Origin of the sequence: Variovorax sp. Root318D1, assembly GCF_001424835.1 — a bacterium.
Classification (GTDB): Bacteria; Pseudomonadota; Gammaproteobacteria; order Burkholderiales; family Burkholderiaceae_C; genus Variovorax.
This window is the reverse complement of the sequence record NZ_LMCQ01000020.1, coordinates 279178-293634: the sequence shown is the minus strand read 5'-3', so window position 1 is coordinate 293634 and position 14457 is coordinate 279178. Positions and strand designations below refer to the sequence as shown.

At 68.3% G+C, this 14457-nt stretch carries 6 protein-coding genes; 3 read left to right on the top strand and 3 right to left on the bottom strand.

Annotated elements, in window-relative coordinates; translation table 11 throughout:
- Position 1: 1 nt before the first annotated feature.
- Genes ASC78_RS18140 through hemC form a run of 3 tightly spaced genes read right to left on the bottom strand, consistent with a single transcriptional unit; the run spans position 2 to position 2827 of the window.
- Positions 2-1093, bottom strand: coding sequence for a uroporphyrinogen-III C-methyltransferase (locus tag ASC78_RS18140; protein WP_055804153.1), 1092 nt, complete (start codon positions 1091-1093; stop codon positions 2-4).
- Complete coding sequence (locus ASC78_RS18135; protein WP_055804150.1) at positions 1090-1878, bottom strand: uroporphyrinogen-III synthase; 789 nt, start codon at positions 1876-1878, stop codon at positions 1090-1092. Before ASC78_RS18135 ends, ASC78_RS18140 begins: the two co-directional genes overlap by 4 nt.
- Before the next feature lie 22 nt (positions 1879-1900).
- Positions 1901-2827 (bottom strand): hydroxymethylbilane synthase, encoded by a 927-nt coding sequence (hemC, locus tag ASC78_RS18130; RefSeq protein WP_055804147.1) that lies wholly within the window; start codon positions 2825-2827, stop codon positions 1901-1903.
- Between the two features lie 83 nt (positions 2828-2910).
- Between hemC and ppc the strand changes: the two genes are divergently transcribed.
- The 3 genes from ppc (at position 2911) to ASC78_RS18115 (ending at position 14431) form a co-directional block, all read left to right on the top strand.
- Positions 2911-5757 carry a phosphoenolpyruvate carboxylase gene (gene ppc / locus ASC78_RS18125; protein ID WP_055804145.1) on the top strand — a complete coding sequence of 949 codons (2847 nt, stop codon included), beginning with the start codon at positions 2911-2913 and terminating at the stop codon, positions 5755-5757.
- A 183-nt stretch (positions 5758-5940) separates the two neighbouring features.
- Entirely contained in the window at positions 5941-6159 is a 219-nt protein-coding gene (locus tag ASC78_RS18120) for a hypothetical protein (RefSeq protein ID WP_055804142.1), read from the top strand.
- A gap of 94 nt (positions 6160-6253) precedes the next feature.
- Positions 6254-14431 carry a GH36-type glycosyl hydrolase domain-containing protein gene (locus ASC78_RS18115; protein WP_055804139.1) on the top strand — a complete coding sequence of 2726 codons (8178 nt, stop codon included), beginning with the start codon at positions 6254-6256 and terminating at the stop codon, positions 14429-14431.
- The last annotated feature ends 26 nt before the right edge of the window (positions 14432-14457 follow it).

Genomic DNA, 14457 nt, shown 5'->3' with positions numbered 1-14457 from the left:
ATCAACGCCCGGCGGCTGCGGTTGCCAGCGCGGCCAGCGTGTCGTCGATGCGCGGAGCTTCGGAGGTCTTCACCTGGGCCTGGAGTTGCTGCAGCAGCGTTGCGGCCGCCTGGGTGCGCCGCGACGCCGGATCGAAATAGCGGTTCAGCGTTGCGGAAACGGTGGCGAGTTCGCTGCGCGCGACATCCACCTGCCGCGACAGCAGCGAAAGGCGCGCATTGAGCAGCTTCAGCTTGAGGTTCTCACGCAGAAAGAAGGTCTGGTCGGGCGCCAGAAGCACGGCCTCGGGACGGTCGATGCGGCCGACCCGAACCAGCGACCGCGCTTCGGCGCGCACCGTGAGAAGCGCCCGTTGCCACCAGGGCGCGTCGGCCGGAATGGGTTCGGCCTGCCAGGCATTGAGTCCGTTGCCGCGCATGGCAACCGCATTGAGCGGCGGCAGATCGTCCACGCTGCGCGTCAGCTCGTCGATCTTCTGCAGGGCTTCGCCGCTGTCGAGGCTGGCGCTGCTGCGCAAGCGATCGGCATCGCGCTGCATGGCGCGCTGCAACGGCGCAAGCCGGGGCTGTGCGGCGCGCGCAATGCGCTGATCGCCAGCCTTGAGAGCCGCAAGCAATGGCTCCACGCTGCCCGTGGCCTGGGCCTGCTGCAGGGCAAGGCGCACGGCCGACTCGATGTCGACCACCAGGTTCTCGTCGCGCGAACGCGAGAGGCTCTGCATCAGTTCTTCGAGCTGCGATCGCTGGAGTGCGACCTCGGCGACTCGGGTCTCGGTGAGGGCGGCACGCGCCGCGGTGTCGCGCACGGTCTCGATGGCCTGCCGTGCGAGCGTTCGCGCTTCGAGCGACTGGGCTTGTGCATCCGCGCTCTGGCGCGCCAGCTGCTCCTGCATGCCGCTGACCTTCTGCCAGAGAGAAATGGCAATTACCAGCGCGGCGATCGACACGAGGGCCAGCAAGCCGAGCCCGATGCGGGAGAGCATGGTCGCGGCGGCCGCCAGCGACTCCGGCGACTGCGATGCCGCCAGTGGGGCGGGCACCGGTGCGGTGGCGGATGGGGGGGAGAAGTCGTCGGACGGGGACGCGGCACTCATGGGAAGGATTCTATCGACGCGATCAGTGCCTCACGCAGTGGCTTGCACACCCGCACCGCGCCGAAACCCACGGCCCGCGCGGCTTCGCCGATGCGTGCATGGGTTGCCACGGCGCTGGCCGCATGCCATTCGGTGCCGGGCATCGCATCGCGCAGATTCGCGATCGCTTCGGAGCTGCTGAACAGCCAGATCGCACGGCCCGCGGCGCCTTCGAGCGCCAGCGCGCGCGCCGCTTCGTCGAAGGACGGCGGCAGGCGCCGATAGGCGACCACGGTGTCTCGGCGCCCCTGCGCGGTTTCGATTTCATTGGCGAGCCAGTCGCGCCCGCTCGGGTGGCCGGCCGCGTCGCCGCCACGAACGATCAGCACGCGCACGCCGGCCGAGACCTGGGTTTGCACCCGCTCCCAGAGTGCCTCGGAGTCGAAGCGCGCGGCATCGGGCAGCGGCGCATCGATGGCGTCCGCAGGCACACCCGCGCGCAGCAGCGAACGCGCGGTACCGGGACCGGTGGCCCAGAAACGGAGGCCCGCCGCAATGGCATCTTTTGCTTCAGCCTGTTGCGCGTGGAGAAAGAAATGCTCGACGGCCGTGGCGCTTACGAACATCAGGGCCGCGTAGTCCGACAGGCGCTTCCAGGCTGCGTTCAGCGGCTCGACGTCGATGGCGGGCTCGATGGCAATCAACGGCAGCGCGGCCGCCTCGAGCCCCGCGGCGCGAAATTCGTCCACCCACTGCGCGGCCTCGCGGGCCGGCCGCGTCACGATCACGGGCTTGGCGGCAGCCATGTCTCTCGGGTCGCCTGGTGATTCAATGAGCGCCGGCGGCGCGCAGCAGCGCGGCGGCCTGCTCGCCCAGCACGCCGGCCTGCGCAAAATCGGCCGCTTCAGCCTCTGCATGAATCCGCACCAGCGGCGCGTTGCCCTCGGGATCGCCCCACGCGGCATCGATGCGCAATGCGCCGTCGGCCTGCCAGCGCGCATGGGCCGCCAGCGGCATGGAGCAGCTTCCGCCCATCGACCGGCTGACCGCGCGCTCGGCGGCGGTGGCCAGCCAATCGCCTCGGTTCGAAAGAGAAGCAAGCAGCGCGATCAGGTCGGCGCGGTCGGCCCGCACCTCGATGCCGAGTGCGCCCTGCCCCGCGGCGGGCAGCATGGTGTCGGGCTCGAATGCAACCCTGATGCGCTCTTCGAGGCCCAGCCGCTTGAGCCCGGCCGCCGCGAGCACGATGGCGTCGTACTGGCCTTCGTCGAGCTTGCGCAGGCGGGTATCGAGATTGCCACGCAGCGGTTCGATGCGAAGGTCGGGCCGCAGGGCGCGCAGCAGCACCACGCGCCGCAGGCTGGAAGTGCCGACGACGGCCCCCTGGGGTAGCTCGTCGAGCGAGGCATATTGCGGCGAAACCAGCGCATCGCGCGGGTCTTCGCGCTCCAGCACGCAGGCCAGCACAAAGCCCTCGGGCAGATCCATCGGCACGTCCTTGAGCGAATGCACCGCGATGTCGGCGCGGCCTTCCTCAAGTGCAAGCTCCAGCTCCTTCACGAAGAGGCCCTTGCCGCCCACCTTGCTGAGCGACTTGTCCAGGATCTGGTCGCCGCGCGTGGTCATGCCCAGCAGGCTGACCGAGTGGCCTTTTTCTTGCAGCAGCGCCTGCACGTGCTCGGCCTGCCACAAGGCCAGCCGGCTTTCGCGCGTGGCGATCACGATATTGCTCAAGACCGTCCCCAAAAAGTACAAGTTTCAGACCTTCGGAATGCTAGCATGTTGCGCCGCAGCAACGCAGGCGGCGCCACCATTCAAGTCCCCAGGAATAACACCGAATGAAAGCCAGCAAGACCCCTGCCCCACCCAAGCGCCGCCAGGCCGAAGACCAGCCGCTGATCGACGACATTCGGCTTCTGGGCCGGATCCTCGGCGACGTGATCCGCGAACAGGAGGGTGAGGAGAGCTATGCGCTGGTCGAGAAGATCCGCACGCTGTCGGTGGCTTTCCGCCGCGATGCCGACCATGCGGCCGACCGCGCACTCAAGAACCTGCTCAAGGGGCTCAGCGCGGCCGAGACGGTGCGCGTGATTCGCGCCTTCACCTATTTCAGCCACCTGGCCAACCTGGCGGAAGACCGGCACGTGATCCGCCGCCGCACCGAAGCCGAGCGCGCCGGCGAAAGCGCCGACGGCGACCTGCAGACCGCCCTTGCGCGCATCCGCAAAGCCGGCGTCAAGCCCGACGAGGTGGTGGCTTCTCTCGCGCGCAGCTACGTGTCGCCGGTGCTGACCGCACACCCCACCGAAGTGCAGCGCAAGAGCATCCTCGACGCCGAGCGCGCGATTGCGCAACTGCTCACCACGCGCGATGAAATCAAGCTGCGACAGAGCGCCTACGCTGCAGCCAAGGACGCACTCACGCCGCTCGAGTTTGCCGAGAACGAAACGCAGATGCGCATCCGCGTCACGCAGATCTGGCAGACGCGCCTGCTGCGCTTCTCCAAGCTCACCGTGGCCGACGAGATCGAGAACGCGCTGAGCTACTACGAAGCCACCTTCCTGCGCGAAATTCCGCGCGTCTACGCCGACCTTGAAAAGGCGCTGGGCCAAGGCGGTACCGTACCTTCGGTCGCGCCCTTCCTGCGCATGGGCCAGTGGATTGGCGGCGACCGCGACGGCAACCCCAACGTCACGGCCGAAACGCTCGAATACGCGCTGCGCCGCCAAGCTGAGCTGGCACTGCGCCATTACCTGACCGAAGTGCATTACCTGGGCGGCGAGCTCTCGCTCTCCGCCGCACTGGTCGACGTCTCGGTCGAGATGCAGGCACTGGCCGAGCGCTCGCCCGACACCAGCGAACACCGCAAGGACGAGCCCTACCGGCGTGCACTCACCGGCGTGTATGCGCGCCTCGCGGCCACGCTGCGCGACCTCACGGGCGGCGAAGCCGCGCGCCATGCGGTACCGCCGCAAAACCCCTATACCCGGGCCGAAGAGTTCCTGGCCGATCTCCACACCGTGGAGCAGTCGCTCGCCGAAAAGCACGGCAGCGTGCTGGCCGCGCCGCGCCTGCGGCCGCTGATCCGCGCGGTCGAGGTGTTCGGCTTTCACCTGGCCACCGTCGACCTGCGCCAGAGTTCGGACAAGCATGAGGCAGTGATCGCGGAGCTGCTGGCCACTGCGCGCATCGAGCCCGCCTACGCCTCGCTCACCGAAGAAGACAAGCAGGCGCTGCTGCTCAAGCTGCTCGACGATGCGCGCCCGCTGCGCGTGCCCGATGCCGACTACTCGCCGCTGGCACACAGCGAGCTCGCGATCTTCGCGGCCGCGCGCACCGCGCGTGCGCGCTACGGCGCAGCGGCCATCCGGCACTACATCATCAGCCACACCGAAACGGTGAGCGACCTGCTCGAAGCGCTGCTGCTGCAGAAAGAAGTGGGCCTGCTGCGCGGCAAGATGGACAGCAACGCCACCTGCGACCTGATCGTGGTGCCGCTGTTCGAAACCATCGAAGACCTGCGCAACGCCGCACCCATCGTTCGCGCTTTCTACGCGTTGCCGAACATCCAGGCACTCATCGAACGATCGGGAGCCGAACAGGACGTGATGCTGGGCTACAGCGACAGCAACAAGGACGGCGGCATCTTCACGAGCAACTGGGAGCTCTACCGCGCCGGCATTGCGCTGGTGTCGCTGTTCGACGAGCTCAACAAGAAGAAGAAAACCAATCCGATCCGCCTGCGCATGTTCCATGGCCGAGGCGGCACGGTGGGCCGTGGCGGCGGTCCGAGCTACCAGGCGATCCTTGCTCAGCCGCCCGGCACGGTGCGCGGCCAGATCCGCCTCACCGAACAGGGCGAAGTCATCGGCTCGAAGTACGCGAATCGCGAGATCGGCCGGCGCAACCTCGAGACACTGGTGGCCGCCACCCTCGAAGCCACGCTGCTGCCGCAGGCCAAGTCGGCGCCCGCAACATTCCTCTCGGCAGCCGCGGAGCTATCGACTGCGAGCATGGCGGCCTACCGCAAGCTGGTCTACGAAACCCCGGGTTTCGGCGATTACTTCTTCGGCTCCACGCCGATCCGCGAGATTGCCGAACTCAACATCGGCTCGCGTCCTGCCTCGCGGAACCCGAGCCACAAGATCGACGACCTGCGCGCGGTGCCATGGAGCTTCAGCTGGGGCCAATGCCGGCTCACCATTCCGGGCTGGTTCGGCTTCGGCTCAGGCGTGGAGCAGTTCCTGGCGTTGGCCGAAACGCCGGCCGCACGCAAGGAACGCGTCGCGCTGCTGCGCCGCATGTATGCGCAGTGGCCGTTCTTTCGCACCCTGCTGTCCAACATGGACATGGTGCTTGCCAAGAGCGATCTGGCGCTGGCGTCTCGCTACGCCGAACTCGTGACCGACCGCAAGCTGCGTCAGAAGGTGTTCTCGATGATCGACACCGAATGGCATCGCACCTCCGACGCGCTCACCCTCATCACCGGTGCCAAGCAAAGGCTCGAGGGAAATGCGGAGATGCAGCGTTCGGTGCGCCACCGCTTTCCGTACATCGATCCGCTGCATCACCTGCAGGTCGAACTGATGCGGCGCTATCGGGCGGGCGAAGGCGGCGAGCGGCTGCAGCGCGGCATCCACATCTCCATCAATGGCGTCGCGGCCGGCTTGCGCAACACGGGCTGACACGTCCGGATCGATGAGGAATAGAGCAGGAAAGGGCGTCTGTACGCCTTTTCCTACATAAACAATTGCCGAACAGCAATTTGTAAGGTCAATTAAAAGGGTAGGGTCGGAGGCATTCAAAGTTTTCTCGCTATCTCTCGCAATCGCGCGGCAGCTCGAGTCGTTTTTCAGGAGCCCGTTGCAATGTCCACCCCGCAGTCCCTCACCCATTCACAAGTCGATTTCGTCACCGACGATTTCGAGGCGCTGGCCTCCCACATGCGTCACTGCGCACGTGCCCACGGGCGATGGTTCTCGATGCGAAGCCACATGCAGCGGGTGCGGGCACTCGCTGCGGGCCGGATCGTCACGATGGCCTGCGTTGCGGCAGCTTTCGGCATCGGGCTGTTCGCCATCGCTTGAGGGTGGCCGCCTTTGACCCGATACGGGCTGCAACTCTCCCCGAGAGGGAACCGGCAGGCAGCATGCCATCCGAAACCCACGCAAAGGCGGCGCAATGAGCGCCGCCTTTGTCGTTGATCGGCTCGCAGACCTCAGCCCGTACGCGCGCGCGCTGCTCCTTGCGCCACATGATCCGGTGGCGCCACCGATCCGCGCCGAACTCTTCGGCGCCCAGCGCTTCGAACAGCACGGCCACAGTCTGTCCCGCGCTCAGGTCGTCGAAGTCGACCCCCGCCGCGCGCGCGAAGGTGCGCCCTTTTTTCCGCGCGTCGACGAGAACCTCGAATCGCTGCGGAATGCTTTCGACTACATCGCGCTCATTTCGCAGAGCGGTCGCTATGTGTCGCCCGCGGCCGAATGGCTGCTCGACAACTTCCACCTGGTGGAAGCCCAGCTGCAGCAGATCCATGACGGCGTGCCGCGCAGCTACTACGCGCGACTGCCGAAGCTCGCCACGCCTCCGCTCGCGGGGCTGCCGCGCGTCTACGGTATTGCGTGGGCCTACGTGGCCCACACCGACAGCGTGCTCAACAAGACGCTGTTCACTGCTTTTCTCAATGCCTACCAGGATATCGACGAGCTCACGCTCGGCGAGCTCTGGGCGTTGCCCACTACCCTGCGCGTGGTGCTGCTCGAAAACCTGCGCCGCGTGGCCGAGAGCATCGCCGAGAACAAGGTCGCGCGCGAAATAGCGCACGCAGTCTGGGATGCGGCGCCGCATCTCTCGACACCAGACCTCGACGCGCTGTATCGCGCATTGCAAAGCCACAACCTGCAGGATGCCTACATCACGCAGCTCTGGCAGCGCTTGCCGGTTGAGCATGGCGAGAACGTTCCTGCGCTGGTGCGCTGGACCGAACAGCACTGCCCCAACGGGCCGGCACTGATCGGCGAGGCTCAGAACGCACAAGCCGCGGCCAACCTCACCGTCGGCAACATCATCACCACGCTGCGCATGATCGGCCAGGTCGAGTGGAGCGACCTGATCGAACCCGTCAGTCGGTCGCTGCGCGTGCTGCGCGAGCTGCCGAGCTTCGTGGACGAGAGCGAGCTCACGCGCCAACAGATCACCCACGCGATGGAGCGGATTGCGCGCGACAGCGGCCGCTCCGAGCGCGAGGTGGCGCAGGCCGTGGTGCGGCTCGCGGCAGCCGCGCCGGCTGACGATGTGCAGGCCGATACCGACCGAGCCGATGGCACCGCCGGCTACTACCTGTTCGGCCAAGGACGCGCCGAGCTGATAGGCGCGCTGCAATCCGATGCCGCGGCGGGCCACGTCCGCCGGCCTGCAAGGGTCTGGCCGCTGCGCAGCCGCCGCGGCTGGCGCCTGCCCGCGTATGTGCTCTCCATCGTGCTGGGCACCGCGTGGCTGCTGACGGCGGTGGCGAACGGACTGCCGTCTCCTCGTGGCTGGAACACCGTTGCGGCGATGGCACTGCTCGCATGGCCGCTCTCGGAGGCGTTGATCGCCCTGGCGCAGCGCATCATGGCCGAGTCGGTGCGGGTCCAGGCCTTGCCGCGCCTCGACTTCCCGGCCGGCATTCCCGAGCGGCACCGAGTGCTCGTCGTCATTCCCACGCTGCTGAGCTCGCCTGCGAACACCGCGCAGCTCGCCCATCGGCTCGAACTGCACTGGCTCGCCAATCGCGAAGAGCACGCCCAGTTCGCATTGCTGACCGACTGGGCCGACGCTGCGCAAGCCTCGCTGCCGGACGACGCACCGCTGCTCGACGATGCCATTGCGCGCATCGCAGCCCTCAATGCGAAATATCCAGCGACCACAGGCGCGGCCTCGCGCTTCCTGCTGCTGCACCGCCCGCGCAGCTGGAGCGGCACCGAAGAACGCTGGATGGGCTGGGAGCGCAAGCGCGGCAAGATCGAAATGCTGATGCGCCTCCTGGCAACGGGCGACGCCAGCGGCTTTCTGCCGCTCGCATCGGGCCAGCGGCTGGCATCGGGACGAACGCCCTACGTGCTGACGCTCGACAGCGACACCGGCCTGCCGCCGGGCGCGCTGCGAGATCTGGTGTCGATTGCCGCCCACCCGCTCAATGCACCCGAGATCGACGCGCAAAGCCGGCGCGTGGTCGCGGGCTTCGGCATCCTCCAGCCGCGCATCGTGACGCCCTTCCCATTGCGCAACGAGCGCTCGCTCTTCCACTGGATGTTTGCCGGGCAGTGTGGGCTCGACCCGTACGGCAGCGGCGCGTCCGACATCTACCAGGACGTGTTCGGCAGCGGCTCCTTCACCGGCAAGGGCCTGCTGAACGTGCGCGCCGTACACGCCACGCTGGATCGCCGCCTGCCCGAAGGCGCGGTGCTGAGCCACGACCTGCTCGAAGGCACGGTCGCGCGCTGCGCAATGGTGAGCGACGTGGTGCTGATCGAGGACCACCCTCACCACGCGGGCGTGGCCGCATCGCGCGTGCACCGCTGGGTGCGCGGCGACTGGCAGCTGCTGCCGCTGATATGGCGCGCCAGGCGATTCGGCATCGACGCGCTCGGGCTCTGGAAGATGGGCGACAACCTGCGCCGCTCGCTGGTGGTGCCCGCCTCTTTCGCGCTGCTGGTGCTGGTGATCTTCACGCAGGCCATGCCGCTCGGATGGGCGCTTGCCGCGGTCGCTTCAGCGCTCACACTGGGGCCGCTGCTCGGCGCATTGGCAGGACTGGTGCCGACACGCCGCGCCATCGAGCTGCGCCACTTCTTCGAGGTCGGCGCGGTCGAGCTGCTCCGCGCCATGGCTGGCGCGGCCTGGCAGTTCGTCCAACTGGCGGCGCAGTCGCGCCTGCTGCTCGATGCAATGTTCCTGGCGACATGGCGGCTGACCGTCAGCCGCAGGCATCTGCTCCAATGGACCACGACCGCGCAGGCACAGGCCCAGTCGAGCCAACGGCTGCCGCCCTTCCTGCGCAACGCGGCACTCAGTACCGGGTTCTGCCTGGCACTGGCGGTGGTGGCGGCGCGCTGGAGCGCCTACCCTGTGGCCGGGCCTCTGCTGTTCCTGGCCTGGGCGCTGGCGCCGTTCGCGGCCTGGTGGAGCAGCCGCGTCGATCCGGACGTGCCCGATCCGCTGAGCGCTGAGCAGCGCGCGTACCTCGAAAAACTGGCGCAAGACACCTGGCGGTTCTTCGAGCACGTGGTCGGTCCGGACGACAACCACCTGCCGCCCGACAACCTGCAGCTCGAGCCGCAGCCGACCGTCGCCCACCGCACCTCGCCCACCAACATCGGCATGTACCTGCTGGCGACGTGCTGCGCGCGCGAGTTCGGCTGGCTCGACACCGCGGCGCTGATCGTGCGCATCACGGCCACGCTCGACACCATCGACCGCATGCAGAAGCACGAGGGCCATCTCTTCAACTGGTACGACACGCAGACCCTGCGCCTGCTGCCGCCGGCCTATGTGTCCAGCGTGGACAGCGGCAACCTTGCGGGCCATCTGGTGGCCGTCGCCCAGGCCTGCCGCACCTTCGCCGCGGAAGGCTGCCAGAGCCACGAGGAACCCGCGCTGGAGGCGCTGGCACGGCGCTGCGACGCGCTGCACGCCGGCATGGATTTCAGCGGCCTGTATGACCCCAAGCGACACCTGTTCCACATCGGCCTGCGCGTCGAGGAGAACGAGCTCGACGCGAGCTACTACGACCTGCTGGCCTCCGAAGCGCGGTTGCTGAGCTTCCTGGCCATTGCCAAGGGCGACGTGCCCCGGCGCCACTGGATGGCGCTGGGCCGGCCGTTCCTGCTGGTGGGTTACCAGCCCGGCCTCAAGTCGTGGTCCGGCTCGATGTTCGAGTACCTGATGCCCGCGCTCGTGATGTCCGAGCCCGCCGACGGCCTGCTGCAGGTGGCCAACACCGCGGCCATTGCCGAGCAGCAGGCTTTCGGCCGATCGCTGAACCTGCCTTGGGGCGTCTCGGAGTCGGCCTACTTCGCGCAGGACCATTCACTGGCCTTCCAGTACTCGCCCTTCGGCGTGCCGCGCCTCGCGCTTCGCCGCACGCCCCCCACCGACCGCGTGGTGGCGCCCTATGCCAGCGCCATGGCCGCGGTGCTTGCACCGGCCGCGGCGGTGGTCAACCTGGAACTGCTCGAATCGCTTGGCGCGCGCGGCGAGTTCGGCTTTCACGACGCGGTCGACTTCACCACCTCGCGCCAGGCCGAAGGTCAGGACTTCACCGTTGTGCGCAACTTCATGGCGCACCACCAGGGCATGTCGCTCGTGGCGCTGTGCCACGTGCTGCGCGCCGAGGCGCCGCGGCGCTGGTTCGGCAGTGCCGCACTGGTGCAGGCGCACGAGTCGCTGCTGCACGAACGCACGCCACGGCAGATCATCGGCAGCGCGGACCCGCGCACGCCGCCCGAACCCAGCCTGGGCGAACTGGCGCCGCTGTTCCAGCCCCGCGCGGTGGACCCGACGGCCTCCGGCTTCCAGCCCACGCACCTGCTGTCGAACGGGCGCTACACGGTGGCCCTGCGCGCCAACGGCGCAGGTGTGAGCCGCTGGCACGCGTTCAACGTGACCCGCTGGCGCGACGATCCCCTGCGCGACAGCCATGGCACCTTCTTCTTCCTGCGCGACGAAGGGCAGCAGGAACTCGTCTCGCTCACCGCCCTGCCCGCGCCCGGCGCCGGCTGGAGCTACCGCACACGATTTCTTGCGGAGCAGGTGCAGTTCGATGCAACCGGCGACGGCTTGCAAGTGCGCACCACGGTGCTGATCAGCCCCGAAGACGACACCGAGCTGCGCAACATCACGCTGCACAACACCGGCGAAAAAACCCGCACGCTGGAGCTCGTCTCCTACTTCGAGCCGGTGCTGTCGAATCCCAAGGCCGACGAGGCGCATCCGGCCTTCGCCAACCTGTTCGTCGAATCGCGCTGGGAACCCGCGTGGCGCGCACTGCTGATGACGCGCAAACCGCGCCTGCATGGCGACCCGGTGGTGGCCGCCGCGCACTTCCTCGCCTCGGTCGATGCCCATGTGCTTTCGATCGACTGCATGACCGACCGGCGCGCCTTCATCGGCCGCAACCGTTCGCTCGCGAGCCCCGCGCTCGATCCGCAGCCCATGGCGCCAGACAGCACACCGGTGAACGGCCTCGATCCCATCGCATGCCTGCGCGTACGCCTGTCGATCGCACCGGGGGCCACCGCGCACCTGAGCTTCGCGACTGCCGCGGACGAAAGCGTCGAGGCGCTGATGCCCAGCATCGACCGCTACCTGGAGCCGATGCACGTGGAGCGCGCGATGCGCATGGCCGCCACGCTGGCGCAGGTGCGCTTGCGCGACCTGAGCATTGCGCCCGCGCAAACCTTCGCGCTGCAAGACCTGACGACCATCCTCACCTACACCACGCCGCGCGCGATGAAAGACCGCGGATTGATCGACCTGCGCCAGATCTGGCGCTTCGGCATTTCGGGCGACAAGCCGATCGTGCTGGTCGCCATCCATTCGATGAACGGCATGGGACTCGTCAACGCGCTGCTGCGCGCGCAGCCGTGGTGGGGCTTTGGCGGCGTGGCCTGCGACCTGGTGGTGCTCAACAGCGAGCCGAACTCCTACCTGATGCCGTTGCAGCGCGAGATCGAAGCCCTGCGCCTGCGCGTCGCGCACCAGACCCAGAACAGTTTTCCGCGCAACGACACGGCGGGCTTCTACCTGCTGCGCGACCACGAGGTGGCGCCTTCCGAGAAAGCCGCGCTGTCGAAGCTGGCGCGCGTGGTGTTCACCGCCGATGGGCGCTCGCTCGAAATGCAGGTGGCAGCGCTGCACGAGGCACGTGTCGACACGGGAACGGACCCCGAGATTCCGGCGGCATCGTCACGCGTCGCGCTGCTGGCACGGCTCGCGGGTGGCCCTTCAGCGGAAGCGCCCACGGGAAGCTTCGATGCCGATAGCGGCGAATTCCGCTTCGACATCGACGCCGGCCACCGCACACCGCGCCCCTGGATCAACGTGATCGCCAATGCCAATTTCGGCTTCCAGGTGTCCGAATGGGGCACCGGCTTCACCTGGGCTGGCAACAGCCGCATGCACCAGGTCACGCCGTGGTCGAACGATCCGGTGCAGGACCCAGCCTTCGAGCACTACCTGCTGCAAGACGTCGCCTCCCGCGCCATGCTGCCGCTCACGCCGGCCGGCCAGGGTGCGGAGCACGAGAGTGAGGTGCGCCACCGCGTGCGGCATGGCCAGGGCTACACGGTCTTCGAATGCCTTCAACAGAACCTGGCACTCGAAACCACCTTCTTCGCGGACCGGGACGACGCCGTCAAGCTGGTGCACGTGCGCGTGCGCAACGAAGGCACCAGCCAACGACGCCTGCGCGCCCTCGGCATGGTCGAGTGGCAACTCGGCGCCGCGCGCGGCGAGCGGCGGACCGCGCATTGCTGGAAGCCCGAAGACCTGCCCGCGGTGTTCGGCCAGCAGCGTGAATCGAGCGCGGGCTTCGGCGGCAGCACAGCCTTCCTGCTGCTGGCCGGATCGCCGGGTGCCACGCAATGGACTTGCGATCGCAACGAGTTCTTTGCCGGGCGCGGGATCGTCGAAGTGCCCGACACGCTGGCGCGGCGCGCAGGCGGCGGGCTGGACGCCTGCGCCGCCATCGGCGGCGAATTCGTCATCGGTGCCGGCGAGACGGCGGAGTTCAGCTTCGTGCTCGGCCACGCAGGCAATGCCGACGCGGCGCTGGCGCTCGCTCGCCGCTGGAGCCAGCGCGATGTGCACGAGGCCTTGGCAGCGGCGCGTGGTTTCTGGGACGAGCTGCTGGGCCGCCTGCAAGTGCGCACGCCCGATCCGCTGTTCGACGCCATGGTCAACCGCTGGCTCATCTACCAGACGCTGGCCTGCCGGCTTTGGTCGAAAGCCGGCTTCTACCAGGCCGGGGGCGCTTTCGGCTTTCGCGACCAGTTGCAGGACGCGATGGCCTTTGCGCTCACCGACCCATCGCGGCTGCGCGAGCAGATCCTGGTCAATGCGGCGCGCCAGTTTCCCGAAGGCGACGTGCAGCACTGGTGGCACATGCCTGGCGGCGCGGGCGTGCGCACGCATTTTTCGGACGACCTGCTGTGGCTTCCCTTTGCGACCGCGCATTACGTCGAGGTGACCGGCGATGCAGCGCTGCTCGACCACGCGGTCGGGTTCATCGAAGGCCCCGCGATTCCCGAGGGCGCCGAAGACGCCTACTACGTGCCGCAGCACAGCGGCCGCATGGCGAGTGTGTTCGAGCACGGCGCACTGGCCATCGATCGCAGCCTTGAAACCGGTGTGCACGGCCTGCCGCTGATGGGCACCGGCGACTGGAACGACGGCATGAACCGGGTCGGCCACGAAGGCCGCGGCGAGTCAGTCTGGCTAGCCTGGTTCCTGTGCCGCGTGGTCGAGCAGTTCGCGCCGATTGCGCAAGCCCGCGGCGAGCACGGTCGGGCTGCGCGCTGGAACGAGGCGCGGCGCGGCTGGATCACAGCGCTGCACGACGCCGGCTGGGACGGTGCCTGGTTCCGCCGCGCCTTCTTCGACAACGGCGCGCCGCTCGGTTCGTCGGCCAACGACGAGTGCCGCATCGACCTGATCGCGCAGGCTTGGTCGGTGCTCTCCGGCGCGTCGAACGATGCGCACACCGCCCCGGCGATGGCTGCCATCGAGAAGCACCTGCGCGACGAGCCGGCAGGGCTGCTCCGCCTGCTGGCACCGCCTTTCGCCCATTCGGCCAACAACCCCGGCTACATCCAGGCCTACCCGCCCGGCGTGCGCGAGAACGGCGGTCAGTATTCGCATGGCGCCGTGTGGGCGCTGATGGCGCAGGCGCTCCAGGGCGACCACGAAGCGGCATGGCAAAGCTTCGAAGGCCTGAGCCCCGCCCACCGCGCCGCGCATCCGGAGCGCGGGCCCGCCTACGAACTGGAGCCCTACGTGATGGCCGGCGACATCTACAGTGCCGCGCCGTATGTCGGCCGCGGCGGCTGGAGCTGGTACACCGGCTCGGCCGCATGGCTGCACCGCGCCGCGGTCGAAACACTGCTGGGCCTGTGCGTGAAGGGCCGCGAGCTCTCGCTGACGCCGCGCGTGCCGGCGCACTGGCCGGGGTTCGAGATGGCGCTGCGGCTCGGGCCACGGCGTTTGACGCTGCAATGGGGAACGCCGGATGCAGCGGCGACGCCGACGCACCATGCCGCCATCGGTGAATGGATCGACTGGCAGGCGCTGCCGGCGGATGCCGTGCTGCGGGTGGGTTAAGGTCCGCGTGCCGATTCCACCCGCAC

What these genes read in the sequence shown, in the direction of transcription:
- ASC78_RS18115 (WP_055804139.1), top strand. Translation starts at nt 6,254, where the DNA reads ATGAGCGCCGCCTTTGTCGTTGATCGGCTCGCAGACCTCAGCCCGTAC.
- ASC78_RS18135 (WP_055804150.1), bottom strand. Translation starts at nt 1,878, where the DNA reads ATGGCTGCCGCCAAGCCCGTGATCGTGACGCGGCCGGCCCGCGAGGCC.
- ASC78_RS18140 (WP_055804153.1), bottom strand. Translation starts at nt 1,093, where the DNA reads ATGAGTGCCGCGTCCCCGTCCGACGACTTCTCCCCCCCATCCGCCACC.
- ppc (WP_055804145.1), top strand. Translation starts at nt 2,911, where the DNA reads ATGAAAGCCAGCAAGACCCCTGCCCCACCCAAGCGCCGCCAGGCCGAA.
- ASC78_RS18120 (WP_055804142.1), top strand. Translation starts at nt 5,941, where the DNA reads ATGTCCACCCCGCAGTCCCTCACCCATTCACAAGTCGATTTCGTCACC.